Source organism: Roseateles sp. GW823-FHT07B05 (genome assembly GCF_058794515.1).
Map to the genome: position 1 here is coordinate 79224 of NZ_JBXAGX010000002.1, position 22804 is coordinate 102027.

At 66.8% G+C, this 22804-nt stretch carries 24 protein-coding genes and 1 tRNA gene; 4 read left to right on the plus strand and 21 right to left on the minus strand.

The features are described 5' to 3' along the window. Positions 1-6: 6 nt before the first annotated feature. The 12 genes from nuoF to rpsO form a co-directional block, all read right to left on the minus strand. A complete protein-coding gene (gene nuoF / locus AC1Q7O_RS04645; RefSeq protein WP_492658349.1) occupies positions 7-1347 on the minus strand; it encodes an NADH-quinone oxidoreductase subunit NuoF in 1341 nt (446 codons plus the stop codon). Positions 1348-1355: 8 nt separating this feature from the next. Then, the gene (locus AC1Q7O_RS04650) at positions 1356-1868 is read right to left on the minus strand and encodes an NADH-quinone oxidoreductase subunit NuoE family protein (RefSeq protein ID WP_492658348.1); all 513 of its coding nucleotides are present in this window, start codon (positions 1866-1868) and stop codon (positions 1356-1358) included. A 13-nt stretch (positions 1869-1881) separates the two neighbouring features. Continuing rightward, a complete protein-coding gene (locus AC1Q7O_RS04655; protein ID WP_492658347.1) occupies positions 1882-3138 on the minus strand; it encodes an NADH-quinone oxidoreductase subunit D in 1257 nt (418 codons plus the stop codon). A 3-nt stretch (positions 3139-3141) separates the two neighbouring features. After that, positions 3142-3738 carry an NADH-quinone oxidoreductase subunit C gene (locus AC1Q7O_RS04660; protein WP_492658346.1) on the minus strand — a complete coding sequence of 199 codons (597 nt, stop codon included), beginning with the start codon at positions 3736-3738 and terminating at the stop codon, positions 3142-3144. Between the two features lie 8 nt (positions 3739-3746). Further along, complete coding sequence (locus AC1Q7O_RS04665; protein WP_046113908.1) at positions 3747-4223, minus strand: NuoB/complex I 20 kDa subunit family protein; 477 nt, start codon at positions 4221-4223, stop codon at positions 3747-3749. A gap of 30 nt (positions 4224-4253) precedes the next feature. Next, positions 4254-4613 carry an NADH-quinone oxidoreductase subunit A gene (locus AC1Q7O_RS04670; protein ID WP_268165887.1) on the minus strand — a complete coding sequence of 120 codons (360 nt, stop codon included), beginning with the start codon at positions 4611-4613 and terminating at the stop codon, positions 4254-4256. 185 nt (positions 4614-4798) lie between these two features. Next, positions 4799-4883: transfer RNA gene (locus tag AC1Q7O_RS04675), tRNA-Leu, on the minus strand. Between the two features lie 112 nt (positions 4884-4995). Beyond that, positions 4996-5388 carry a preprotein translocase subunit SecG gene (secG, locus tag AC1Q7O_RS04680; protein ID WP_492658345.1) on the minus strand — a complete coding sequence of 131 codons (393 nt, stop codon included), beginning with the start codon at positions 5386-5388 and terminating at the stop codon, positions 4996-4998. A 61-nt stretch (positions 5389-5449) separates the two neighbouring features. After that, complete coding sequence (gene tpiA / locus AC1Q7O_RS04685) at positions 5450-6193, minus strand: triose-phosphate isomerase (RefSeq protein ID WP_492658344.1); 744 nt, start codon at positions 6191-6193, stop codon at positions 5450-5452. 10 nt (positions 6194-6203) lie between these two features. Beyond that, positions 6204-7190 (minus strand): NAD(P)H-quinone oxidoreductase, encoded by a 987-nt coding sequence (locus tag AC1Q7O_RS04690; RefSeq protein WP_492658343.1) that lies wholly within the window; start codon positions 7188-7190, stop codon positions 6204-6206. A gap of 11 nt (positions 7191-7201) precedes the next feature. Beyond that, entirely contained in the window at positions 7202-9346 is a 2145-nt protein-coding gene (gene pnp, locus AC1Q7O_RS04695) for a polyribonucleotide nucleotidyltransferase (RefSeq protein WP_492658342.1), read from the minus strand. Between the two features lie 208 nt (positions 9347-9554). Continuing rightward, the gene (rpsO, locus tag AC1Q7O_RS04700; RefSeq protein WP_268165882.1) at positions 9555-9821 is read right to left on the minus strand and encodes a 30S ribosomal protein S15; all 267 of its coding nucleotides are present in this window, start codon (positions 9819-9821) and stop codon (positions 9555-9557) included. Positions 9822-10205: 384 nt separating this feature from the next. Between rpsO and AC1Q7O_RS04705 the strand changes: the two genes are divergently transcribed. Beyond that, a complete protein-coding gene (locus AC1Q7O_RS04705; RefSeq protein WP_492658341.1) occupies positions 10206-10595 on the plus strand; it encodes an Hsp20/alpha crystallin family protein in 390 nt (129 codons plus the stop codon). A 25-nt stretch (positions 10596-10620) separates the two neighbouring features. Here AC1Q7O_RS04705 and tsaD read toward each other — a convergent pair whose 3' ends face one another. The 9 genes from tsaD to uvrB form a co-directional block, all read right to left on the minus strand. Further along, positions 10621-11649, minus strand: coding sequence for a tRNA (adenosine(37)-N6)-threonylcarbamoyltransferase complex transferase subunit TsaD (gene tsaD, locus AC1Q7O_RS04710; protein WP_492658396.1), 1029 nt, complete (start codon positions 11647-11649; stop codon positions 10621-10623). Between the two features lie 92 nt (positions 11650-11741). After that, positions 11742-12080: an ISC system 2Fe-2S type ferredoxin gene (fdx, locus tag AC1Q7O_RS04715; RefSeq protein WP_492658340.1), complete on the minus strand. Its 339-nt coding sequence runs from the start codon at positions 12078-12080 to the stop codon at positions 11742-11744. A 12-nt stretch (positions 12081-12092) separates the two neighbouring features. Beyond that, on the minus strand, positions 12093-13937 hold the full coding sequence (gene hscA / locus AC1Q7O_RS04720) for a Fe-S protein assembly chaperone HscA (RefSeq protein ID WP_492658339.1): 1845 nt from the start codon (positions 13935-13937) through the stop codon (positions 12093-12095). Between the two features lie 27 nt (positions 13938-13964). Beyond that, a complete protein-coding gene (gene hscB / locus AC1Q7O_RS04725; protein WP_492658338.1) occupies positions 13965-14510 on the minus strand; it encodes a Fe-S protein assembly co-chaperone HscB in 546 nt (181 codons plus the stop codon). Between the two features lie 60 nt (positions 14511-14570). Then, positions 14571-14894, minus strand: a complete 324-nt coding sequence (iscA, locus tag AC1Q7O_RS04730) for an iron-sulfur cluster assembly protein IscA (protein ID WP_057299626.1) — start codon at positions 14892-14894, stop codon at positions 14571-14573. Between the two features lie 3 nt (positions 14895-14897). Then, positions 14898-15290 carry a Fe-S cluster assembly scaffold IscU gene (gene iscU, locus AC1Q7O_RS04735; protein ID WP_492658337.1) on the minus strand — a complete coding sequence of 131 codons (393 nt, stop codon included), beginning with the start codon at positions 15288-15290 and terminating at the stop codon, positions 14898-14900. Between the two features lie 10 nt (positions 15291-15300). Continuing rightward, the gene (locus AC1Q7O_RS04740; protein WP_492658336.1) at positions 15301-16521 is read right to left on the minus strand and encodes an IscS subfamily cysteine desulfurase; all 1221 of its coding nucleotides are present in this window, start codon (positions 16519-16521) and stop codon (positions 15301-15303) included. 30 nt (positions 16522-16551) lie between these two features. After that, positions 16552-17085, minus strand: a complete 534-nt coding sequence (gene iscR, locus AC1Q7O_RS04745; protein WP_439462434.1) for a Fe-S cluster assembly transcriptional regulator IscR — start codon at positions 17083-17085, stop codon at positions 16552-16554. 187 nt (positions 17086-17272) lie between these two features. After that, positions 17273-19399 (minus strand): excinuclease ABC subunit UvrB, encoded by a 2127-nt coding sequence (gene uvrB / locus AC1Q7O_RS04750; RefSeq protein WP_492658335.1) that lies wholly within the window; start codon positions 19397-19399, stop codon positions 17273-17275. Between the two features lie 106 nt (positions 19400-19505). On the opposite strand from uvrB, the gene AC1Q7O_RS04755 reads away from it, so the two are divergent. The 3 genes from AC1Q7O_RS04755 (at position 19506) to rsxB (ending at position 22785) form a co-directional block, all read left to right on the plus strand. After that, a complete protein-coding gene (locus AC1Q7O_RS04755) occupies positions 19506-20693 on the plus strand; it encodes an amino acid aminotransferase (protein ID WP_492658334.1) in 1188 nt (395 codons plus the stop codon). A gap of 128 nt (positions 20694-20821) precedes the next feature. Continuing rightward, a complete protein-coding gene (locus AC1Q7O_RS04760) occupies positions 20822-22144 on the plus strand; it encodes a polyhydroxyalkanoate depolymerase (protein WP_492658333.1) in 1323 nt (440 codons plus the stop codon). Continuing rightward, the gene (gene rsxB / locus AC1Q7O_RS04765; RefSeq protein WP_492658332.1) at positions 22141-22785 is read left to right on the plus strand and encodes an electron transport complex subunit RsxB; all 645 of its coding nucleotides are present in this window, start codon (positions 22141-22143) and stop codon (positions 22783-22785) included. Before AC1Q7O_RS04760 ends, rsxB begins: the two co-directional genes overlap by 4 nt. The last annotated feature ends 19 nt before the right edge of the window (positions 22786-22804 follow it).

Below are 22804 nucleotides of genomic sequence, written 5' to 3' on the forward strand. Positions count from 1 at the left end.
GGCAGCTCAGGTCGGAGCCACCAGGGGCTTCTTGTGTTCAATCAGGTGCACGAACTCGTGCTTGAAGTGCTTGATCATGGCGCGCACGGGCATCGCGGCAGCGTCGCCCAGCGCGCAGATCGTGCGGCCCTGGATGTTGTCGGCGACCGAGTTCAGCAGGTCGATGTCCTCTGCCCTGCCCTCGCCGTGGTAGATGCGTTCCAGCACGCGGTGCATCCAGCCCGTGCCTTCGCGGCAAGGCGTGCACTGGCCGCAGGACTCGTGCGCGTAGAAGTACGACAGGCGCAGCAGGCTCTGTACCATGCAGCGCGAGTCGTCGATGACGATGACGGCGCCCGAGCCCAGCATGGAGCCTGCCTTGGCGATGGAGTCATAGTCCATCGTGCACTGCATCATCACGTCGGCAGGCAGCACCGGGGCGGACGAGCCGCCCGGGATGACGGCCTTGAGCTTGCGGCCCTTGCGCACGCCACCAGCCATCTCCAGCAGCACCGAGAACGGCGTGCCCAGCGGGATCTCGAAGTTGCCGGGCTTCTCGACGTCGCCCGACACGGAGAACAGCTTGGTACCGCCGTTGTTCGGCTTGCCGATCTCGAGGTATGCCTGGCCGCCGTTACGGATGATCCAGGGCACCGCGGCAAACGTCTCGGTGTTGTTGATCGTCGTGGGCTTGCCGTACAGGCCGAAGCTGGCCGGGAACGGCGGCTTGAAACGCGGCTGGCCCTTCTTGCCTTCCAGCGATTCCAGCAGCGCGGTTTCCTCGCCGCAGATGTAGGCGCCGAAGCCGTGGTGGGCGTGCAGCTGGAAGCTGTAGCTGCTGCCCATGATGTTGTCGCCGAGGTAGCCGGCGGCACGGGCTTCTTCCAGGGCCGCCTCGAAGCGCTCGTAGACCTCGAAGATCTCGCCGTGGATGTAGTTGTAGCCCACCGTGATGCCCATCGCGTAGGCAGCGATGGCCATGCCCTCGATGACCTGATGCGGGTTGAACATCAGGATGTCGCGGTCCTTGCAGGTGCCGGGCTCGCCTTCGTCGGAGTTGCAGACGAGGTACTTCTGGCCCGGGAACTGGCGGGGCATGAAGCTCCACTTCAGGCCGGTCGGGAAGCCGGCGCCACCGCGGCCCCGCAGGGCCGAGGTCTTCACTTCGGCGATGACCTGGTCGGGCGTCAGGCCTTCGCCGCCGTCCTTACCGAGGATCTTGCGCAGGGCCGCATAGCCGCCGCGGGCTTCGTAGTCCTTGATCGACCAGTTCTTGCCGTTCAGGTCCGCGTAGATCTGCGGCGTGATGTGACGACCGTGGAAGCAGGTCTCATTGCCGGTGGATTGGAATTTGGTGAGGTCCAGCATCGTCGTCCTCAGGCCTTGGCTGCTTCGGCGCGCAACACGTCAACCAACTCGTCGAGACGGTCGTTCGTCATGAAGCTGCACATCTGGCGGTCGTTGACCAGCATGACCGGCGAGTCGGCGCAGGCGCCCAGGCACTCGCTCTTCTGCACGGTGAACAGGCCGTCGGCCGTCGTGCCGCCCTGCTCGATGCCGAGCTTGCTGCACAGATGGTCCAGCGCGTTCTGGCCGTCACGCAGCTGGCAGGGCAGGTTCGCGCAGACGTTCAGCTTGAACTTGCCAACCGGCTTCTGGTTGTACATGTTGTAGAAGGTCGTCACCTCGTACACGGCGATGGGCGCCATGCCGAGGTGAGCCGCGATCGCGTCTTCCGCGGCGCGCGGAACGAAGCCCTCTTCCTGCTGCACGATGGCCAGGCAGGCCATGACGGCCGATTGGCGCAGTTCGTAGGGGTACTTGGCGACCTCGCGGTCGAAGCGGGCGCGGGTCGCGTCGCTCAGGGTGTAGGCGTTGCTGCTGGTCATCGTCTGCTGCACTTCAACGGTCGATTTCGCCGAACACGATGTCCATCGTGCCGATGATGGCCACGGCGTCGGCAATCATGTGGCCCTTGCCCATTTCGTCGAGGGCCGCGAGGTGGGCAAAGCCCGGCGCGCGGATCTTCAGGCGGTAGGGCTTGTTGGCACCGTCGCTGACCATGTAGATGCCGAACTCGCCCTTGGGGTGTTCGACGGCTGCATAGGCCTCGCCTGCCGGCACGTGGAAGCCTTCGGTGAAGAGCTTGAAGTGGTGGATCAGCTCTTCCATGTTGGACTTCATGTCCACACGCGCGGGCGGCGCCACCTTGTGGTTGTCGGTGATGACCGGCAGACCGGGGTTGGCCTTGAGCCACTGCACGCACTGCTGCACGATGCGGTTGGACTGGCGCATCTCTTCCACACGCACGACGTAACGGTCGTAGGTGTCGCCGTTGGTGCCGACCGGGATGTCGAAATCCATCTTGTCGTACACGTCGTACGGCTGCTTCTTGCGCAGGTCCCAGGCGATGCCCGAACCGCGCAGCATCGCACCCGTGAAGCCCATGTTGAGCGCACGCTCGGGCGACACGACGCCGATGCCGACCGTGCGCTGCTTCCAGATGCGGTTGTCGGTCAGCAGCGTTTCGTAGTCGTCGATGTTCTTCGGCAGGCGACGGCTGAAGTCCTCGATGAAGTCCAGCAGCGAGCCCGAACGGTTCTCGTTCAGCTGCGCGATAGCCTTGGCGTTGCGGATCTTGCTGACCTGGTACTGCGGCATGCTGTCCGGCAGGTCGCGGTAGACGCCGCCCGGACGGAAGTAGGCCGCGTGCATGCGCGCACCCGACACTGCCTCGTACATGTCGAAGATGTCCTCGCGCTCGCGGAAGCAGTAGATGAGGATGTTCATCGCACCACAGTCCAGCCCGTGGCAGCCCAGCCACAGCAGGTGGTTCAGGATGCGGGTCAGCTCGCCGAACATCACGCGGATGTACTGCGCGCGGATGGGCACGTCGATGCCCAGCATCTTCTCGATGGCCAGGCAGTAGGCGTGCTCGTTGGACATCATCGACACGTAGTCGAGGCGGTCCATGTAGGGCAGCGACTGGATGAAAGTCTTGCTTTCGGCCAGCTTCTCGGTGGCGCGGTGCAGCAGGCCGATGTGCGGGTCGGCGCGCTGGATGACTTCGCCGTCCAGTTCCAGCACCAGACGCAGCACGCCGTGGGCGGCCGGGTGCTGGGGACCGAAGTTCAGCGTGTAGTTCTTGATTTCGGCCATGGCTTACAGACCACCGTACTTGTCTTCACGAATGATGCGCGGCGTGATTTCGCGCGGCTCGATCGTGACCGGTTGGTAGATGACGCGCTTCTGCTCGGCGTCGTAGCGCATCTCGACGTGGCCCGACACCGGGAAGTCCTTGCGCATCGGGTGGCCGATGAAGCCGTAGTCCGTCAGCAGGCGGCGCAGGTCGTTGTGGCCGTCGAAGATGACGCCGTACATGTCGAAGGCTTCGCGCTCGAACCAGTTGGCCGAATTCCACACCGGCGTGATCGAGGCCACGCAGGGGAAGTCGTCATCGGCGGCGAAGACCTTCAGGCGCAGGCGCCAGTTCTTGCTGACCGACAGCAGGTGGCTGACGACCGCGTAGCGCAGGCCTTCGTAGCCGCCGTTGCCGTAGTCGCTGTAGTCGACACCGCAGAGGTCGATCAGCTGCTCGAACTTCAGCTCAGGGTGATCGCGCAGCGTGGTGGCGATGTCGAAGTAGTCGGCCGCGCGCACGGTCAGCGTCAGTTCGCCCAGGGCGGACTGCAGCGAGGCGACGCGGTCACCAAAGATGGCACCAATCTGCTGGGCCAGGGTGTCGAGGTTCACGCTCATTCCTTGGCTCAGCGGGCGATGGTGTTTTCGCGGCGGATCTTGGCCTGCAGTTGCAGGATGCCGTACAGCAGCGCCTCGGCCGTGGGCGGGCAGCCCGGCACGTAGACGTCCACCGGCACGATGCGGTCGCAGCCGCGCACGACGGAATAGCTGTAGTGGTAATAGCCGCCGCCGTTGGCGCAGCTGCCCATCGACAGCACCCAGCGCGGCTCGGCCATCTGGTCGTAGACCTTGCGCAGCGCCGGCGCCATCTTGTTGCACAGCGTGCCGGCCACGATCATCAGGTCGGACTGACGCGGGCTCGGACGGAACAGCATGCCGAAGCGGTCGATGTCGTAGCGCGCGGCACCCGCGTGCATCATCTCGACGGCGCAACAGGCCAGGCCGAACGTCATCGGCCACAGCGAGCCGGTCTTGGACCAGTTGATGAGCTTGTCGACCGAGGTCGTGACAAAGCCCTCTTTCAGGACGCCTTCAATACCCATTTGAAATTCCCAGCTTGTGTCGGCGGACGCTTATTCCCAATCGAGGGCGCCTTTTTTCCACTCGTAGGCAAAGCCGACGACCAGAATGCCGAGGAAGATCATCATCGCCCAGAAACCCGTCGCACCGATTTCCTTGAGCGCCACGGCCCAGGGGAACAGGAAGGCAATTTCCAGATCGAAAAGAATGAACAGGATGGCGACGAGGTAGTAGCGCACGTCGAATTTCATGCGCGCGTCTTCAAAGGCCTCGAAGCCGCATTCGTAGGGGGAGTTCTTGGCCTCGTCCGGCCGATTGGGGCCCAGCAGGGCGCCGAGCACCTGGGGCGCGATCCCGACCACTGCGCCGACCAAGATGAAGAGGATGACGGGCAGATATTGTTCGAGATTCATCGTTGAGTTCCCGGGCCGGTAAAACTTCTGTGAACGTGACCGCTACACAAGCCGACCACAAAAGCAAACAGGCGCGCCACCAGCGAGATCGAAGGATGTCGCTCGCGGATCGCGCCCGCCTGGAACCTTGCCTCGATCACCCCGGTTGACCCGGGAGACCGCGGCGACAGGCCGCTTCAATGTTCTGGTGCCGTCGGCGAGACTCGAACTCGCACAGCTTTCGCCACTACCCCCTCAAGATAGCGTGTCTACCAATTTCACCACGACGGCAGGTACTCAAATATTGCCTGGCAACTAGGGAGGGTTTGCTTGCCAGACAGCCTCGCATTCTATACCGAAAACAAGGGACTTCCCGGTGAGGAAGCGAGGTTTTTAGTCGGACTTAGTTCGACGCCGCGGAAGCCGCGGCAGGTGCCGTGACGGCAGGCGCAACAACGGCACCCGGGATCGCAGCAGCACCGGACGCTGCAGGCGCCGGAGCCACGACAGGCGCACGGTCCAGCGCGTTGTCTGCGCCGCTGCTGGCGGCCGACGGATTGCCGTTGGCCAGGAAGGCCAGGCCCAGCGTGCAGCCGAAGAACAGCGTGGCCGCGACGGCCGTGCTGCGCGACAAGAAATTGGCGCTGCCGGTGGCGCCAAACAGGCTGCCCGACGCACCGCTGCCGAAGGATGCGCCCATGTCGGCGCCCTTGCCGTGCTGCACCAGCACCAGACCAATGATCGCCAAGGCCGAGGCCAGTTGAACGATCAACACCAGATTCGCAAAGAAATGCATTCCAAACACTCCGTCAAAACACTTGTGGCGCCCTGCCCCCTGGCCTGGGCGCCGGGAAAACTCAGTGGGCCGCGGCCCGGCAGATCGCGGCGAAGTCGGCCACCTTCAGCGACGCGCCGCCGATGAGGCCGCCGTCGATGTCGGGCTGCGAGAACAGTTCGGCCGCGTTGTCGGCCTTGACGCTGCCGCCGTAGAGGATGCGCATCGCGCCGGACTTGTCGGTGGCCGCATGCAGTTGCGCGCGCAGCACGGCGTGCACCGCCTGCGCCTCGGCCGGCGTGGCGGTCAGGCCGGTGCCGATGGCCCAGACAGGCTCATAGGCCACGACCATCTCGCCGCAGCAGTGGCCCAGCGTGTGGATCACGGCGGCGAGCTGGCGCTTGACGACGGCTTCCGTCTGGCCGGCCTCGCGCTCGGCGCGGGTTTCGCCGACGCAGACAATGGGCGTTACGCCGTGGGCCAGCGCGGCCTTGGCCTTGTCGGCGACGAGCTGGTCGCTCTCCGCGTGATAGGCACGGCGCTCCGAGTGGCCGACGATGGCGTAGCGGCAGCCGATGTCCTGCAGCATGGCCGACGACACCTCGCCGGTGTAGGCACCCTGCTCGTGCAACGAGCAGTCCTGCGCGCCGTAGGCGATGGCCGTGCCGGTCAGCGCCAGGGCCGTCTCGGCGATGTAGGGGAACGGCACGCAGACGGCAACGTCGGCGTTCCAGGGGCCAGCCTCCTTGAGGCCGGCGAGCAACTGCGCATTGGCAGCGCGGCTGCCATGCATCTTCCAGTTGCCCACGACGAGTTTCTTTCTCATCTCAGCTCCATCACCAGGTCAGCACGATCTTGCCGATGTGCTGGTTGGATTCCATCAGCGCGTGCGCCTCGGCCGCGTTGGCGGCGGGCAGCTCGCGGTAAACGACCGGCTTGATCTGGCCTGCCTCGATCAGCGGCCAGACCTTGTCGCGCAGCGAGTGCGCCAGACCGGCCTTGAAGGCCGCCGAACGCGGGCGCAGCGTCGAGCCGGTGATCGTCAGGCGCCTGCGCAGCACGAGGCCGGCATCGATGTCCGACTTCACGCCGCCCTGCACCGCGATCAGCGCCAGGCGGCCGTCTTCGGCCAGCGCCTGCACGCCACGGCCGATGTAGTCGCCCGCCACCATGTCCAGGATCACATCGACACCGCGGCCGCCCGTGGCAGCCTTGGCTTCGGCCACGAAATCCTGCTCGCGGTAGTTGATCGCCACGTCGGCACCCAGCGCCTTGCAGGCCTCGGCCTTGTCGGCGCTGCCGACGGTCACCAGCACGCGGGCGCCCAGCGCCCTGGCGATCTGGATGGCCGTCACGCCGATGCCGCTGGAGCCGCCGTGGATCAGCAGCGTTTCGCCGGCTTGCAGGCCGGCGCGGTCGAACACATTGGCCCAGACGGTGAAGCAGGTCTCCGGCAGCGTGGCCGCCTGAGCCAACGTCCAGCCCTTCGGCACCGGCAGGCATTGACCGACCGGCACCGTGCACAGCTCGGCATAGCCGCCGCCGTTGACCAGCGCACAGACCTGGTCGCCCAGCTTGAAGCCATGCGCGGCCAGGGCCTGGTCATCACCGGCGACGATCTCGCCGGCGACCTCCAGCCCAGGCAGATCACTGGCGCCCGCCGGCGGTGGGTAGGCGCCCTTGCGCTGCAGCACGTCCGGGCGGTTGATGCCCGAAGCGGCCACGCGGATCAGGCACTCGCCCAGGCCCGCGACTGGATCCGGCCGCTCGGCCAGCTCCAGCACCTCGGGCCCGCCGGGGCGGGTGATTGCGATGGCTTTCATCGCTGCTGCGATTACTCCGCGGCCGGGGCGTCAGCGGCCGGAGCCGCCTGGACCGGAGCCGCTTCGCGGTCGATCAGCGCCTTCATCGACAGCTTGATGCGGCCCTTCTCGTCGGTCTCCAGCACCTTGACCTTGACGACCTGGCCCTCCTGCAGGAAGTCGGTCACCTTCTCGACGCGCTGGTGCGCGATCTGGCTGATGTGCAGCAAGCCGTCCTTGCCGGGCAGCAGGTTCACGAGCGCGCCGAAGTCCAGGATCTTGACGATCGGGCCTTCGTAGATCTTGCCCACTTCGACTTCGGCGGTGATCTCGGCGATGCGCTTCTTGGCCAGCTCGGCCTTGTCGGCGTCCGTCGAGGCGATGGTGATGGTGCCGTCTTCGCCGATGTCGATGGTCGTGCCGGTCTCTTCAGTCAGCGCACGAATGGTCGAGCCGCCCTTGCCGATGACGTCACGGATCTTCTCCGGGTTGATCTTCATCGTGTACAGGCGCGGCGCGAACTGCGACACCTCGGTGTTGGCCGTGCCCATGGCTTCGGTCATCTTGCCCAGGATGTGCAGGCGGGCTTCCTTGGCTTGCGCCAGGGCGACCTGCATGATTTCCTTGGTGATGCCCTGGATCTTGATGTCCATCTGCAGGGCGGTGATGCCGGTCGTCGTGCCGGCCACCTTGAAGTCCATGTCGCCCAGGTGATCTTCGTCACCCAGGATGTCGGTCAGCACGGCGAAGCGGTTGGCGTCCTTGATCAGGCCCATGGCGATGCCGGCCACGTGGGCCTTCATCGGCACGCCGGCGTCCATCAGTGCCAGGCAGCCGCCGCAGACGGAAGCCATCGACGACGAGCCGTTGGACTCGGTGATTTCGGAGACGACGCGCAGCGAGTACGGGAAGTCTTCCTTGCTCGGCAGCGCGGCGATCAGCGCGCGCTTGGCCAGGCGGCCGTGGCCAATTTCGCGGCGCTTGGGCGAGCCCACACGACCCGTCTCGCCGGTGGCGAAGGGGGGCATGTTGTAGTGCATCATGAAGCGGTCTTCGAACTCGCCGTCCAGCGCGTCGATGCGCTGGGCGTCACGGTCCGTGCCCAGCGTGGCCACCACGAGAGCCTGCGTCTCGCCGCGCGTGAACAGCGCCGAGCCGTGGGTGCGCGGCAGGATGCCGTTGCTGATCTCGATGGGGCGCACGGTGCGGGTGTCGCGGCCGTCGATGCGCGGCTCGCCGGCCAGGATCTGGCTGCGGACGATGCGGGCTTCGATCTCGAACAGCAGGCCTTCAACCTCGACCTTGTCGAACGACACGCCTTCAGCCGACAGCGCGGCGAACACGTTGGCAGAGGCGGCGCGGCAGGCTTGCGTGCGGGCCTGCTTGGAGCGGATCTGGTAGGCCTCGCGCAGCGGGCCTTCGGCCAGCGCGTTGACCTTGGCGATGAAGGCTTCGTCCTTGGCCGGGGCGACCCAGTTCCAGGCCGGCTTGCCAGCCTCCTTGACCAGTTCGTTGATCGCGGCGATGGCGACATTGCCTTGCTCGTGGCCGAAGACCACGGCGCCCAGCATGACTTCTTCCGACAGGCCCGAGGCTTCGGACTCGACCATCAGCACGGCGCTTTGCGTGCCGGCGACGACCAGGTCCATCTGGCTGTTGACCAGCTCAGACTTGCTCGGGTTCAGCGTGTACTCGCCGTTGACGTAGCCCACGCGGGCGGCGCCGATCGGGCCGTTGAACGGGATGCCGGAGATGGCCAGCGCGGCGGACGTGCCGATCATGGCGGCGATGTCGGCCTGCACTTCGGGGTTCAGGCTCACCACGTGGATGACGACCTGGACTTCGTTGAAGAAGCCTTCGGGGAACAGCGGGCGGATCGGGCGGTCGATCAGGCGGCTGGTCAGCGTCTCGTGCTCGCTCGGGCGGCCTTCACGCTTGAAGAAGCTGCCGGGGATCTTGCCGGCGGCGTAGGTCTTCTCGAGGTAGTCGACGGTCAGCGGGAAGAAGTCCTGGCCGGCCTTGGCCTCGGTCTTGGCGACCACGGTGGCCAGCACGACGGTGCCTTCGATGTTGACGAGGACGGCGCCGCTGGACTGGCGGGCGATCTCGCCCGTTTCCAGCACGACGTTGTGGTTGCCCCACTGGAACGACTTGGTGACCTTGTTGAACATGGACATGCTCATCTCCTGGTTGTGATGGGCGCGCTCACGGCGCCCGATGAAACCGGAAACGAGGCTGGGTTTGGCCCAGATGCCATTCCAGGGCGGCTCGGCAGAGAGCCGTCTTGGAATGATCCGTGACCACGTCAGCTTGGTTCCGGCAGAAAGACGAAGAGCCTGTACTGGGCTTGATGGACCAGACAGGCTCCTCGACGGATTTGCTAGCTTACTTGCGCAGGCCCAGCTTCTGGATCAGGGCCACGTAGCGGGCCGAGTCCACACGCTTCAGGTAGGCCAGCAGGCTCTTGCGCGTGTTGACCATCTTCAGCAGACCGCGGCGGCCGTGGTGGTCCTTGGCGTGGGTCTTGAAGTGGGGGGTCAGGTCGTTGATGCGGGCGGTCAGCAGAGCGACCTGGACTTCCGGGCTGCCGGTGTCGTTGGCGCTGCGTGCGTTGGCCTTGACGATCTCGGCCTTCTTTTCGGCGATGGACATTTGTTTTCCAAAAGGTTTCGGAAGTCCGGCCGGGCGAGACGCACTGCTTGAGCGCTGCCGCAGACGGTTTCCGGGGTTGACTTGCGGACACGGGGGAAACCACCCCGAGCCGTGCTAGTGCTCCGTGTACAGGGAACCCGGTACGCAGAACTCGCGGATTCTAGCTCAAAGCCGGAAGCAGCCCAAACCGCGGCCGGCCAGGCGGGCGCAAGTCGGGGTGCGCACACCGGGTTTCAAGAGCCGAAACCGCCCTGCCCTGCAAATGCGTGACTTCTCTTGCCGGCCTGCGCAAACGCTCTTGAAGCGCCTGGCGGCCGCCCTATCTCCGGGTCATCGGGTGCTGCTCCCGAACGGTTCAGCAGCGCAAACCAACGGAGTCTTTCCATGTTCTACCTGACCCACCCTGCCCGTGTCGCCCGCGCCCTGCGCCAGTTCGATGCCGACGTCGCCCGCACGCCGGCGCTCGACATCGCCGAGGATGACAAGGCCTACAGCGTGACCGTCGACATGCCCGGCGTCACCAAGGAAGCGGTCAAGGTCCGCGTCGAAGGCCGCCGTGTGCACATCGAGACCGCCAGCGCCGACGCCGCCGCGCCGACCGACGGCTCCCGCGTGCTCTACCGCGAACGCCGTGCCGCCAGCTACGCCCGCAGCTTCTCGCTGCCGGTCGAGATCGATCAGGCCCAGTCGCAGGCTCGCTTCGACAACGGCGTGCTGACGCTGACGCTGGTCAAGCGCGTCGCCGAGAACGGCGGCCAACTGAACGTTCTCTAAGCCGCGAAGCGCTGACGCTGGCGCGTCAGCTGCCAAGCTCCCAGCGCGGGCGGACCTCGAAGCCGCCGTCCCGCCGGGGTTGCGCCATGTCGCGCTGCACGCGCAGCGCGGCGGCCATTGCGATCATGGCGCCGTTGTCGGTACACAGCGACAGCTCGGGGTAGTGCACGCGCACGCCGCGCTTGGCACAGGCGGCGTTCAATTGCTCGCGCAACCTCGCGTTGGCGCCCACGCCGCCCGCCACCACCAGGCGCTTCAGCCCGGTTTCCTTCAGCGCCAGCAGCGCCTTCTTCACCAGCACGTCGACGATGGCCGCCTGCGTGGACGCGGCCAGGTCAGCCCGGGTCTGATCGCAGGGGGCCTCGCCGATCTTCTTCACCTGCGTCAGCACGGCCGTCTTCAGGCCGGCGAAGCTGAAGTCCGGCTTGCCGCTGTGCAGCAGCGGGCGCGGCAGCGCATACGCATCCGGGTTGCCGAACTCGGCCATGCGCGCCAGGTGCGGGCCGCCGGGATAGGGCAGCCCCAGCAGCTTGGCGCTCTTGTCGAAGGCCTCGCCGGCGGCGTCGTCGATGGTCTCGCCGAGGATCTCGTAGCTGCCGACGTCGTCCACGCGCATCAACTGCGTGTGGCCGCCGCTGACCAGCAGCGCGACGAACGGGAACTCGGGCGGGTCGTCCGACAGGAACGGCGACAGCAGATGCCCTTCCAGGTGATGGATGGGCAGCGCCGGCACGTCCAGCGCCGCAGCCAGCGACACCGCCACGCCGGCGCCCACGAGCAGCGCGCCCGCGAGGCCCGGGCCCTGCGTGTAGGCGATCAGATCGATCTCATGCAGCGCCAGGCCAGCCTGCGACAGCACCTCGCGCGTAAGCGGCAGCACGCGGCGCACGTGATCGCGCGATGCCAGCTCGGGCACCACGCCGCCGTAGGCCTGGTGCATGCTGATCTGGCTGTGCAGCGCCTGCGCCACCAGCTTCGGCGGCGCATCGCCCGCCACCTCGACCAGCGCCACCCCGGTCTCGTCGCAGGACGACTCGAACCCCAGGATGCGCAGAAGCGTCACGCCCCCACGCGGCGGCAAAGGCCCGCCGCTGCCCCCCGAGGGGGCTGAGTCAACTCGGGAGCGACCCGTCGTTGACTCGCCAGTCACTTGCCTTCCTTGGCGTGGTTGATCGAGTACTTGGGAATCTCGACCGTCACGTCCTGCTGGCGCAGCAGCGCCTGGCACGACAGGCGCGAGTCGGGCTCCAAGCCCCAGGCGCGGTCCAGCATGTCCTCTTCGTCCTCTTCCATCTCGCTCAGCGAGCGGCCGCCCTCGCGCACGATGACGTGGCAGGTCGTGCAGGCGCAGACCTGGTCACAGGCGTGCTCGATGTGGATGTCGTTGGCCAGCAGCACCTCGCAGATCGACGTGCCGGGCGCGCCGGTCAGCATGGCGCCATCGGGGCAGTACTCGGCGTGCGGGAGGATCTTGATGACGGGCATGTCGTTGTTCTTTCAGAGAGCCGAGACGTTGCGGCCGGTCAGCGCGCGGGCGATCGAGCGGTTCATGCGTTCGGCGGCAAAGCCTTCGGTGGCTTCGGCCAGCGCCTTGACGGCGGCGTCGATGGCATCGGCGTCGTCGGTCATCGCGGCCAGGGCCGACAGGCGGGCCTCCAGCGCCTCGCGCTCGGCATGCGGCAGCAGGTCGCCGTCGGCAGCCAGCGCGCTGCGCGTGGCCAGCACCATGCGCTCGGCCTCCACGCGGGCCTCGCGCAGCTTGCGCGCGGCCATGTCGGCATCGGCGCTGGAGAAGCCGTCCTTCAGCATGCCGGCGATCTGGTCGTCGGACAGGCCGTAGCTGGGCTTCACGGTGATGGCCGCCTGCACACCCGAGGTCAGCTCCTCGGCGGACACGCTGAGCAGGCCATCGGCATCGACCTGGAAGCTGACGCGGATGCGTGCCGCGCCGGCCGCCATCGGCGGGATGCCGCGCAGCTCGAAGCGCGCCAGCGACCGGCACTCGCTGACCAGCTCACGCTCACCCTGCACGACATGCACCGCCAGCGCGGTCTGACCGTCCTTGAAGGTCGTGAAGTCCTGGGCCTTGGCGACGGGGATGGTCGAGTTGCGCTCTATGACGCGCTCCACCAGGCCGCCCATGGTCTCCAGCCCGAGGGACAGCGGGATCACGTCCAGCAGCAGGATTTCGCCATCGGCGGCATTGCCGGCGAGCTGGTTAGCCTGGATCGCTGCGCCCAGCGCGACGACCTCGTCGGGGTTGAGGTTGGTCAGCACCTCGCGGCCAAACAGTTCGCTGACGGCGCGCCGAACGACCGGCATGCGCGTGGAGCCGCCGACCATGACGGCGCCCTGCACGTCCGCTGGTTTGACCTTGGCGTCGCGCAGCACCCGCTTGACCGACGACAGCGTCCTGGCAATCAGCGGCTGGGCGAGTTCCTCGAACCGTTGACGCGTGACGGTGACGCGCAGTTCGCCGGCATCCAGCACAGCGACCAGTTCGGTCGATTCGGCATCCGACAGCGCCTCCTTGGCCGCACGCGCGGCGACAAGCACGACGCGCTTGTCATGGGCAGATTCGAGGACGCGACCGCCCAGCGCCCAGTCGGCCAGCACGCGGTCGAAATCGTCACCGCCCAGCGCCGCATCGCCGCCGGTCGCCACCACCTCGAACACACCGCGCGTCAGGCGCAGCAGCGAGATGTCGAACGTGCCACCGCCCAGGTCGTAGACCGCATACAGGCCTTCGCTGGCGTTGTCCAGGCCGTAGGCGATGGCCGCCGCGGTGGGCTCGTTGATGAGACGCAGCACCTTGAGGCCGGCCAGCTCGGCGGCATCCTTGGTGGCCTGGCGCTGCGCGTCGTCGAAGTAGGCCGGGACCGTGATGACGGCGCCGAACAGGTCGTCGAGGAAGCTGTCTTCGGCACGGAAGCGCAGCGTGGCCAGGATCTCGGCCGACACCTCGACGGGGCTCTTCACGCCGTCACGCGTGGCGATGGCCAGCATGCCGGGGCGGTCTTCGAACTGGTAGGGCAGATGTTCGCGACCCGCGACGTCGGCCAGGCCCCGGCCCATGAAGCGTTTGACCGAGACGATGGTGTTCTCGGGGTCCTCGGCCTGCGCAGCCAGCGCGTCGGCACCGATCTGGCGGCGGCCTTCGGGCAGGTAGCGCACGGCGGACGGCAGGATGACGCGGCCCTGTTCGTCGGGCAGGCATTCGGCCACGCCGTGGCGCACGGCGGCGACGAGGGAGTGCGTGGTGCCCAGGTCGATGCCGACGGCGATGCGGCGCTGGTGCGGGTCGGGCGACGCGCCGGGTTCGGAGATCTGGAGGAGGGCCATCTTTTAGTCAGTTGGGGACAGAGCTACTCACTTCGTTCGGGCGGTCTGTCCCGCAAAGTCTTCCAGCTTCGCAAGGCGCTGGTCAATGTCGGCCCGGAAGCGCTGGATGAACATCAGCGCGCGGACCTGTGATGCGGCAGCCGGGGCGTCACCCGCCTGGTCGAGCAGGCGCTGCACGGTGGCGAGCGCCGTGGCTTCGGCCTGGGCCGCGTCGTCGTCGAGGGCGGTCAGCGCGGCTTCGTCGTTCGCGTCGTCCAGCGCCTCGCGCCATTCCATCTGCTGCATCAGGAAGGCGGCGGGCATGGCCGTGTTGTTCTCGGCCTGCACGGGCGCACCGCGCAACTCGCAGAGGTAGGCGGCGCGCCTGAGCGGGTCACGCAGGCGCTGGTAGCCCTCGTTGACGCGCATGGCCCACTGCATCGCCACGCGCTGGGCCGCAGCGCCTTCCGCCGCGAAGCGATCGGGGTGCACCTCGGCCTGCAGCGCCTTCCAGCGCGCGTCGATGGCGGCGCGGTCCTGGGCCTGCGTCTCGGGCAGGCCGAAGAGCTGGAAGTCGTTGTCGGTCAGGCGCATGGCAAGGTGAAAAAGCAAAAAGCGCGGCCGGTGCCGCGCTCAGGAAGAACTCAGGGTCGATCAGACACGGAAGGACTCGCCGCAGCCGCACTTGTCCTTCTCACGCGGGTTGCGGAACTTGAAGCCTTCGTTGAGGCCTTCGCGCACGAAGTCCAGCTCGGTGCCGTCGAGGTAGGGCAGGCTCTTGGGATCGATGAGGATCTTGACCTCGTGCCCCTCGAAGACGACATCCTCGGGCGCGACGTCGTCCGCGTACTCGAGCTTGTAGGCCAGGCCCGAGCAGCCGGTCGTCTTCACGCCCAGGCGCACGCCCACGCCCTTGCCGCGCTTGGCGATGTAGCGCTTGACGTGGCGGGCCGCGGCTTCGGTCAGCGTGACGGACATGGCTTAGGCCGTGGTCGCGTGCTTGGCGCGGTAGTCGTCCACCGCGGCCTTGATGGCGTCTTCGGCCAGGATGGAGCAGTGGATCTTGACCGGCGGCAGCGCCAGTTCTTCGGCGATCTGCGTGTTCTTGATCGTCAGCGCTTCGTCCAGGCTCTTGCCCTTGACCCACTCGGTCACGAGCGAGCTGGAGGCGATGGCCGAGCCGCAGCCGTAGGTCTTGAACTTGGCGTCCTCGATGAGGCCGGTCGCCGGATTCACCTTGATCTGCAGCTTCATCACGTCGCCGCAGGCCGGCGCGCCGACCATGCCGGTGCCGACGTCTTCGTCGCCGTTGTCGAACTTGCCGACGTTGCGGGGGTTCTCGTAGTGGTCAACGACTTTTTCGCTGTATGCCATGTTGTTCTCCTTAGTGGGCGGCCCACTGAATGGTCGAGAGGTCGACGCCGTCCTTGAACATGTCCCACAGCGGGGACAGCTCGCGCAGCTTGGCGACGCGGTCGGTCAGCACGCTGATGGCGTAGTCGATCTCTTCTTCGGTCGTGAAACGGCCGATGGTCATGCGCAGCGAGCTGTGGGCCAGCTCATCGCTGCGGCCCAGCGCGCGCAGCACGTAGCTGGGCTCCAGGCTGGCCGACGTGCAGGCCGAGCCCGACGACACTGCCAGGCCCTTGACGCCCATGATCAGCGACTCGCCCTCGACGTAGTTGAACGAGATGTTCAGGTTGTGCGGCACGCGCCGCTCGAGGTCGCCGTTGATGAAGGTCTGCTCGATGCCCGACAGCCCCTTGACGAGGCGGTTGTGCAGCGCGCGGATGCGTTCGTTCTCGGCGCCCATCTCTTCGCGGGCGATGCGGAAGGCCTCGCCCATGCCGACGATCTGGTGCACCGGCAGCGTGCCCGAGCGCATGCCGCGCTCATGGCCGCCACCGTGCATCTGCGCTTCCAGGCGGATGCGCGGCTTGCGGCGTACGTACAGCGCGCCGATGCCCTTGGGACCGTAGCTCTTGTGCGAGGCCAGGCTCATCAGGTCGATGGGCAGCCGGGCGAGGTCGATCTCCACCTTGCCGGTGGCCTGGGCTGCATCGACGTGGAAGATGACACCGCGCTCGCGGCACAGATTGCCCAGCGCGACGACGTCCTGGATAACGCCGATCTCGTTGTTCACGTACATGACCGATGCCAGGATGGTGTCCGGGCGCAGCGCGGCCTTGAACGCTTCCAGGTCGACGAGGCCGTTCTCCAGCACGTCGAGGTAGGTCACGTCGAAGCCCTGGCGCTCCAGCTCACGCATGGTGTCGAGCACGGCCTTGTGCTCGGTCTTCACGGTGATGAGGTGCTTGCCGCGGGTCTTGTAGAACTGGGCGGCGCCCTTCAGCGCCAGGTTGTTGGACTCGGTAGCGCCGGAGGTCCAGACGATCTCGCGCGGGTCGGCGCCGATCAACTCGGCGACCTGCACGCGTGCTTTCTCGACCGCTTCTTCCGCTTCCCAGCCCCAGGCGTGGCTGCGCGACGCCGGGTTGCCGAAGTGTTCGCGCAGCCAAGGGATCATCGCGTCCACCACGCGGGGGTCGCACGGCGTCGTCGCGCCGTAGTCGAGGTAGATCGGGAAGTGCGGGGTCATGTCCATGGCGGAGGGCTAGGGCTTTCGTGTGTCTTGTTACTTGCTGAACGCGCCACCCAGCGCGAACACCGAGTTCGGCGCCGTCACGCGGATGGGCTTGAGCACCGGCTGGCTGGAGATGGCGCGCTTCACGGGCGCCGCCTCGACCTCGAAGCCCTTGGCGAGTTGCTCGTCGGCCAGCTTGCGCAGCGACACGGAGTCGAGGTACTCGATCATCTTCGCGTTCAGATTGGTCCAGAGTTCGTGGGTGATGCAGCGGCCACTATCCTCGCCCATGCAGTTTTCCTTGCCGCCACAGCCGGTGGCGTCCAGCGCCTCGTCCACGGCGACGATGATGTCGGCGACGGTGATGTTCTCGGCCTTGCGGCCCAGCGAGTAGCCGCCACCCGGGCCGCGGGTGCTTTCCACCAGTTCATGGCGGCGCAGCTTGCCGAACAGCTGCTCCAGGTAGGAGAGCGAAATCTGCTGCCGCTGGCTGATGGCCGCCAGGGCGACCGGGCCGGTATTCTCGCGCAGCGCCAAGTCCAGCATCGCGGTGACTGCAAACCGGCCTTTGGTGGTGAGACGCATGTGAAACTCCTTGGCGAGATGCCCGGACCGACTTGTCCAGGCCGATGATTCGGGGGTTAACCCGGAATGACCGGGACAATAGCCGAGCGAATCATTTCCGATGATTTTACTCGACTACTCAGGCTCGGCCTAGGGTTCCTGCGTATCCCCAGGGTTTGGCGGGACTTTTTGCTGCGCCGCAGCAGCCTTACCGCGAAACGGTCTTGCGCGCCGACTCCAGCGGCACGATGTTGTCGTGAACCCGGGCACCGAAGGCCTGTTCGCGCAACTGCCCCAACTGGTCGCGGATGCGCGCCGCCTGCTCGAACTCCAGGTTGCGGGCGTGCTCCAGCATCTGCTTTTCGAGCTGGGCGATACGTTTGGCCAGATCCTTCTCCGACAAGTCCTCGACCTTGGCCGCAGCCAGCAATTTCGCCTCGTCGCGGCCCGACTCCTCCGAGTAGACGCCGTCGATGAGGTCCTTGATGCGCTTTTGCACGCTGCGCGGCGTGATGCCGTTCTCCGTGTTGAACGCGATCTGCTTGGCGCGCCGGCGCTCGGTCTCGCCGATGGCCTTGCGCATGGACTCGGTGATGCGGTCCGCGTACAGGATGGCCTTGCCGTTCAGGTTGCGCGCCGCGCGACCGATGGTCTGGATCAGGCTGCGCTCGGCACGCAGGAAGCCTTCCTTGTCGGCGTCCAGGATGGCCACCAGCGACACCTCGGGGATGTCCAGCCCCTCGCGCAGCAGGTTGATGCCCACCAGCACATCGAAGGCGCCCAGCCGCAGGTCACGCAGGATCTCCACGCGCTCCACCGTGTCCACGTCCGAGTGCAGGTAGCGCACCTTGACGCCGTTGTCGCTGAGATAGTCGGTCAGCTGCTCGGCCATGCGCTTGGTCAGCGTCGTGATCAGCACGCGCTCGTTGACCTCGACGCGCAGACGGATTTCCTGCAGCACGTCGTCCACCTGGTGCGTGGCCGGCCGAACCTCGACGACCGGGTCCACCAGCCCGGTCGGCCGCACGACCTGCTCGACGACCTGACCCGCGTTGTCCTGCTCGTACTGCCCCGGCGTGGCGGACACGAACACCGCCTGGCGCATCTTGCGTTCGAACTCGGCGAACTTCAGCGGCCGATTGTCCAGCGCAGACGGCAGCCGGAAGCCGTATTCCACGAGCGTCGTCTTGCGCGCCCGGTCGCCGTTGTACATGCCGCCGAACTGGCCGATCAGCACGTGGCTTTCGTCCAGGAACATCAGCGCATCCTTGGGCAGGTAGTCCACCAGCGTCGGCGGCGGGTCGCCCGGCTCGGCGCCGGACAGGTGGCGCGTGTAGTTCTCGATGCCCTTGCAGTGGCCCACCTCCTGCAACATCTCCAGGTCGAAGCGGGTGCGCTGCTCCACGCGCTGCGCCTCGACGAGCTTGCCCTCCTTGACGAAGAAGGCCACGCGCTCGCGCAGCTCCTCCTTGATCGCGTCGGCGGCGGCCAGCACACGCTCGCGCGGCGTCACGTAGTGACTGCTGGGGTAGACGGTGAAGCGCGGGATCTTCTGGCGGATCTGGCCGGTCAGCGGGTCGAACAGCGACAACGCCTCGATCTCGTCGTCGAACAGCTCGATGCGGATGGCCAGCTCCGAGTGCTCGGCCGGGAACACGTCGATGGTGTCGCCGCGCACGCGGAAGTGGCCGCGGCTGAACTCCATCTCGTTGCGCGTGTACTGCATGCGGATCAGGTGCGCGATGACGTCACGCTGGCCCATCTTGTCGCCCACGCGCAGCGTCATCACCATCTGGTGGTAATCCGCCGGCGAGCCGATGCCGTAGATGGCTGACACGGATGCCACGATGACGACGTCACGCCGCTCCAGCAGGCTCTTGGTGCAGGAGAGGCGCATCTGCTCGATGTGCTCGTTGATCGCGCTGTCCTTCTCGATGAACAGGTCGCGCTGCGGCACGTAGGCCTCGGGCTGGTAGTAGTCGTAGTAGCTGACGAAGTACTCGACGGCGTTCTTCGGGAAGAAGTCCTTGAACTCGCTGTACAGCTGCGCCGCCAGTGTCTTGTTGGGCGCAAAGATGATGGCCGGGCGGCCCAGGCGGGCGATGACATTGGCCATCGTGAAGGTCTTGCCCGAGCCGGTCACGCCCAGCAGCGTCTGGTAGCTGAGGCCGTCGTGGATGCCTTCGCAGATCTGCGCGATGGCGGTCGGCTGATCCCCCGCGGGAGGGAAAGGCTGGAACAGCTGGAACGGGGAGCCTTCGAAGCTGACGAATTCGCCCTTGCGTTCCTCGGTGTCCCCGTCCGGGGCGGTCTTGGCGTTCAGGGCGTCTTGCATCGGGTAAATCCTGGGAAAATCTGCGGCTTGCGCAATCCGTCAGCTTAAGCGCAGTCCCCCGCTGACCCCCTCCCCCTGCTGCCAACGCCCCTTCAGGAATCTCGTCATGTCTTTGTTCGCCGACGTCGCCCTTGCCCCTCGTGATCCCATCCTGGGCCTGAACGAGCAGTTCAACGCCGACACCCGCGCCGGCAAGGTCAACCTCGGCGTCGGCGTGTACTACGACGAGAACGGCAAGCTGCCGCTGCTGAAGTGCGTGCGCGAAGCCGAGGCCGCCATGGCCGCCGCGCCCAAGCCGCGCGGCTACCTGCCCATCGACGGCATCGCCGCCTATGACAAGGCCGTGCAGAAGCTGGTGTTCGGCAGCGAGCTGAAGAACGTCGCCACCGTGCAGGCCATCGGCGGCACCGGCGCGCTGAAGGTCGGCGCCGACTTCCTGAAGCAGCTCAACCCGACCGCCAAGGTGCTGATCTCCGACCCGAGCTGGGAGAACCACCGCGCGCTGTTCACGCAAGCCGGCTTCACCGTCGAGACCTACCCCTACTACGACGCGGCCAAGAAGGGCATCAACTTCGACGGCATGCTGGCCGCGCTGAACGCGGCGCCCGCCGGCACCGTCGTCGTGCTGCACGCCTGCTGCCACAACCCGACCGGCTACGACATCACGGCCGAGCAGTGGGGCCAGGTCGTCGCCGCCGTCAAGACCCGCGGCCTGACGCCCTTCCTGGACATGGCCTACCAGGGCTTCGGCTTCGGCCTGAAGGAAGACGGCGAAGCCGTGCGCCAGTTCATGGCCGCCGGCGTGGGCTTCTTCGTGTCCACCAGCTTCTCCAAGAGCTTCTCGCTGTACGGCGAGCGCTGCGGCGCGCTGAGCGTCGTCTGCAGCAGCGACGAGGAGGCGGTGCGCGTGCTGTCGCAGCTGAAGATCGCGATCCGCACCAACTACTCCAACCCGCCCACCCATGGTGCGCAGGTCGTGGCCGCCGTGCTGTCCGACGACAGGCTGCGCGCGATGTGGGAGGAAGAACTGGCCGGCATGCGCGTGCGCATCAAGGCCATGCGCTCGGCGCTGGTGGCCGCGCTGAAGGCCGCCGGCGTCACGCAGGACCTGTCCTTCGTCACCGAGCAGCTGGGCATGTTCAGCTACTCCGGCCTGTCGGCCGAGCAGATGCAGCGCCTGCGCAGCGAGTTCGGCGTCTACGGCGTGGACTCCGGCCGCATCTGCGTGGCCGCACTGAATGAGGGCAATCTGCCCACCGTCGCGGCCGGCATGGCCGCCGTCATCAAGGGCTGACCGCTCCGCAACGCACCGTTGAAGTGCGAAGGATTGGCGGTTTGACCGCCAATCCATGTTGCAGCGCACAACGCTGCAAGCGTTTTCTGGCACCATCGGGTCATTCCTGACCCTTGCCAAGGCCGGCCATGCTGTATCAATTCTTCGAAACCCAGCGCGCCCTGCTGAGCCCGTTCTCCGAGTTTGCCGCCGCATCGGCCAAGCTCTATAGCCACCCGCTGTCGCCGTTCACGCACACGCCGATGGCGCAGCGCCTGTCGGCCGGGCTGGACCTGATGCACCGGCTGGCCAAGGACTACGAGAAACCCGAGTTCGACATCAAGACGGTGGAAGTCGACGGCGTCGACGTCGCCGTGCAGGAGCTGGTGGCCATCGAGAAGCCGTTCTGCCGGCTGCTGCGCTTCAAGCGCTACACCGACGACTCCGCCGTGCTGGCCAAGATGAAGGACCAGCCGACGGTGCTGGTCGTGGCGCCGCTGTCCGGCCACCACAGCACGCTGCTGCGCGAAACCGTCAAGCAGCTGCTGAAGGACCACAAGGTCTACATCACCGACTGGACCGACGCACGCATGGTGCCGCTGGAAGTGGGCCCCTTTCACCTGGACGACTACATCCGCTACGTGCAGGAGTTCATCCGCCACGTCGGCGGCGCCGACTGCCACGTGATGTCCGTCTGCCAGCCCACGGTGCCTGTGCTGGCGGCCATCTCGCTGATGGCCTCCGCCGGCGAGGCCACGCCGCGCAGCATGACGATGATGGGCGGCCCCATCGACGCCCGCAAGAGCCCGACGGCGGTCAACAACCTGGCCATGAACCGCAGCTACAGCTGGTTCGAGAACAACGTCATCTACCGCGTGCCGACCAACTTCCCCGGCGCCGGCCGCGAGGTCTACCCGGGCTTCCTGCAGCACACCGGCTTCGTTGCGATGAACCCGGACCGCCACCTGTCCTCGCACTACGACTACTTCCTGGACCTGGTGCGCGGCGACGACGACAGCGCCGAGGCGCACCGCAAGTTCTACGACGAGTACAACGCCGTGCTGGACATGCCCGCCGAGTACTACCTGGACACGATCAAGACCGTGTTCCAGGACTTCGCGCTGGTCAACGGCACCTGGTTCGTCGACGGCCAGCAGGTGCGCCCGCAGGACATCCAGACAACTGCGCTGCTGACGGTCGAGGGCGAGCTGGACGACATCTCCGGCGCCGGCCAGACCCGCGCCGCGCACGACCTGTGCGAAGGCGTGCCCAAGGCCCACCAGTTCCACTACGACGCCATCGGCGCCGGCCACTACGGCATCTTCTCGGGCCGCCGCTGGCGCGAGAAGGTCTACCCGCAGGTGCGCGACTTCATCGCCAAGTACGAGGCGGCGCCGCTGAAGCAGACGGCCAAGGCCACGCCGGTGAAGGCTGCGCCCAAGCCCGCCGCCAAGCGCACCCGCCGCGCGTGAGCCTCGCGGCCCTCATCGACGCCGCACTGCCGCAGACCCAATGCACCCGCTGCGGCTACCCGGACTGCCGCCGCTACGCCGAGGCCGTCGCCGCCGGTGACGCCGGCATCAACCAGTGCCCGCCCGGCGGTGCCGAAGGCGTGGCCCGGCTGGCCGCCATCACCGGCCGGCCGGCGCTGCCGCTGAACCCGACCCACGGCATCGAGGCCACACGCGGCGTGGCCGTCATCGACGAGGCCTGGTGCATCGGCTGCACGCTGTGCATCAAGGCCTGCCCGGCCGACTGCATCGTCGGCGCGCCCAAGGCCATGCACGTCGTCGTCGCGGCGCAATGCACCGGCTGCGAGCTGTGCGTGCCGGCCTGCCCGGTGGACTGCATCTCCATGCCCGAGGTGACCACGGCCACCGGCTGGGCGGCCTGGAGCCAGCCCCAGGCCGAAGAAGCCCGGGAACGCTACGTCTTCAAGCAGTTCCGCCGCCACCGCGAGGCCGAGGAGAACGACGCCCGCCTGGCCGCCAAGGCCGAGGCCAAGCTGGCCGACCTGCCCGCTGCATCACACATCACCGACCCGGCCCAGCTCGACCGCAAGCGCGCCGTCATCGAGGCCGCCCTCGCCCGGGCCAGAGCCAAGCGAGGCTGAAGGCGGCTGACAATGCGCG

What these genes read in the sequence shown, in the direction of transcription:
- pnp (WP_492658342.1), bottom strand. Translation starts at nt 9,346, where the DNA reads ATGTCCATGTTCAACAAGGTCACCAAGTCGTTCCAGTGGGGCAACCAC.
- AC1Q7O_RS04650 (WP_492658348.1), bottom strand. Translation starts at nt 1,868, where the DNA reads ATGACCAGCAGCAACGCCTACACCCTGAGCGACGCGACCCGCGCCCGC.
- AC1Q7O_RS04655 (WP_492658347.1), bottom strand. Translation starts at nt 3,138, where the DNA reads ATGGCCGAAATCAAGAACTACACGCTGAACTTCGGTCCCCAGCACCCG.
- AC1Q7O_RS04665 (WP_046113908.1), bottom strand. Translation starts at nt 4,223, where the DNA reads ATGGGTATTGAAGGCGTCCTGAAAGAGGGCTTTGTCACGACCTCGGTC.
- tpiA (WP_492658344.1), bottom strand. Translation starts at nt 6,193, where the DNA reads ATGAGAAAGAAACTCGTCGTGGGCAACTGGAAGATGCATGGCAGCCGC.
- AC1Q7O_RS04690 (WP_492658343.1), bottom strand. Translation starts at nt 7,190, where the DNA reads ATGAAAGCCATCGCAATCACCCGCCCCGGCGGGCCCGAGGTGCTGGAG.
- iscU (WP_492658337.1), bottom strand. Translation starts at nt 15,290, where the DNA reads ATGGCATACAGCGAAAAAGTCGTTGACCACTACGAGAACCCCCGCAAC.
- iscR (WP_439462434.1), bottom strand. Translation starts at nt 17,085, where the DNA reads ATGCGTCTCACCACCAAAGGCCGGTTTGCAGTCACCGCGATGCTGGAC.
- AC1Q7O_RS04705 (WP_492658341.1), top strand. Translation starts at nt 10,206, where the DNA reads ATGTTCTACCTGACCCACCCTGCCCGTGTCGCCCGCGCCCTGCGCCAG.
- AC1Q7O_RS04740 (WP_492658336.1), bottom strand. Translation starts at nt 16,521, where the DNA reads ATGGACATGACCCCGCACTTCCCGATCTACCTCGACTACGGCGCGACG.
- secG (WP_492658345.1), bottom strand. Translation starts at nt 5,388, where the DNA reads ATGCATTTCTTTGCGAATCTGGTGTTGATCGTTCAACTGGCCTCGGCC.
- hscA (WP_492658339.1), bottom strand. Translation starts at nt 13,937, where the DNA reads ATGGCCCTCCTCCAGATCTCCGAACCCGGCGCGTCGCCCGACCCGCAC.
- iscA (WP_057299626.1), bottom strand. Translation starts at nt 14,894, where the DNA reads ATGTCCGTCACGCTGACCGAAGCCGCGGCCCGCCACGTCAAGCGCTAC.
- fdx (WP_492658340.1), bottom strand. Translation starts at nt 12,080, where the DNA reads ATGCCCGTCATCAAGATCCTCCCGCACGCCGAGTACTGCCCCGATGGC.
- uvrB (WP_492658335.1), bottom strand. Translation starts at nt 19,399, where the DNA reads ATGCAAGACGCCCTGAACGCCAAGACCGCCCCGGACGGGGACACCGAG.
- hscB (WP_492658338.1), bottom strand. Translation starts at nt 14,510, where the DNA reads ATGCGCCTGACCGACAACGACTTCCAGCTCTTCGGCCTGCCCGAGACG.
- AC1Q7O_RS04755 (WP_492658334.1), top strand. Translation starts at nt 19,506, where the DNA reads ATGTCTTTGTTCGCCGACGTCGCCCTTGCCCCTCGTGATCCCATCCTG.
- nuoF (WP_492658349.1), bottom strand. Translation starts at nt 1,347, where the DNA reads ATGCTGGACCTCACCAAATTCCAATCCACCGGCAATGAGACCTGCTTC.
- AC1Q7O_RS04760 (WP_492658333.1), top strand. Translation starts at nt 20,822, where the DNA reads ATGCTGTATCAATTCTTCGAAACCCAGCGCGCCCTGCTGAGCCCGTTC.
- rpsO (WP_268165882.1), bottom strand. Translation starts at nt 9,821, where the DNA reads ATGTCCATCGCCGAAAAGAAGGCCGAGATCGTCAAGGCCAACGCACGC.
- AC1Q7O_RS04670 (WP_268165887.1), bottom strand. Translation starts at nt 4,613, where the DNA reads ATGAATCTCGAACAATATCTGCCCGTCATCCTCTTCATCTTGGTCGGC.
- AC1Q7O_RS04660 (WP_492658346.1), bottom strand. Translation starts at nt 3,738, where the DNA reads ATGAGCGTGAACCTCGACACCCTGGCCCAGCAGATTGGTGCCATCTTT.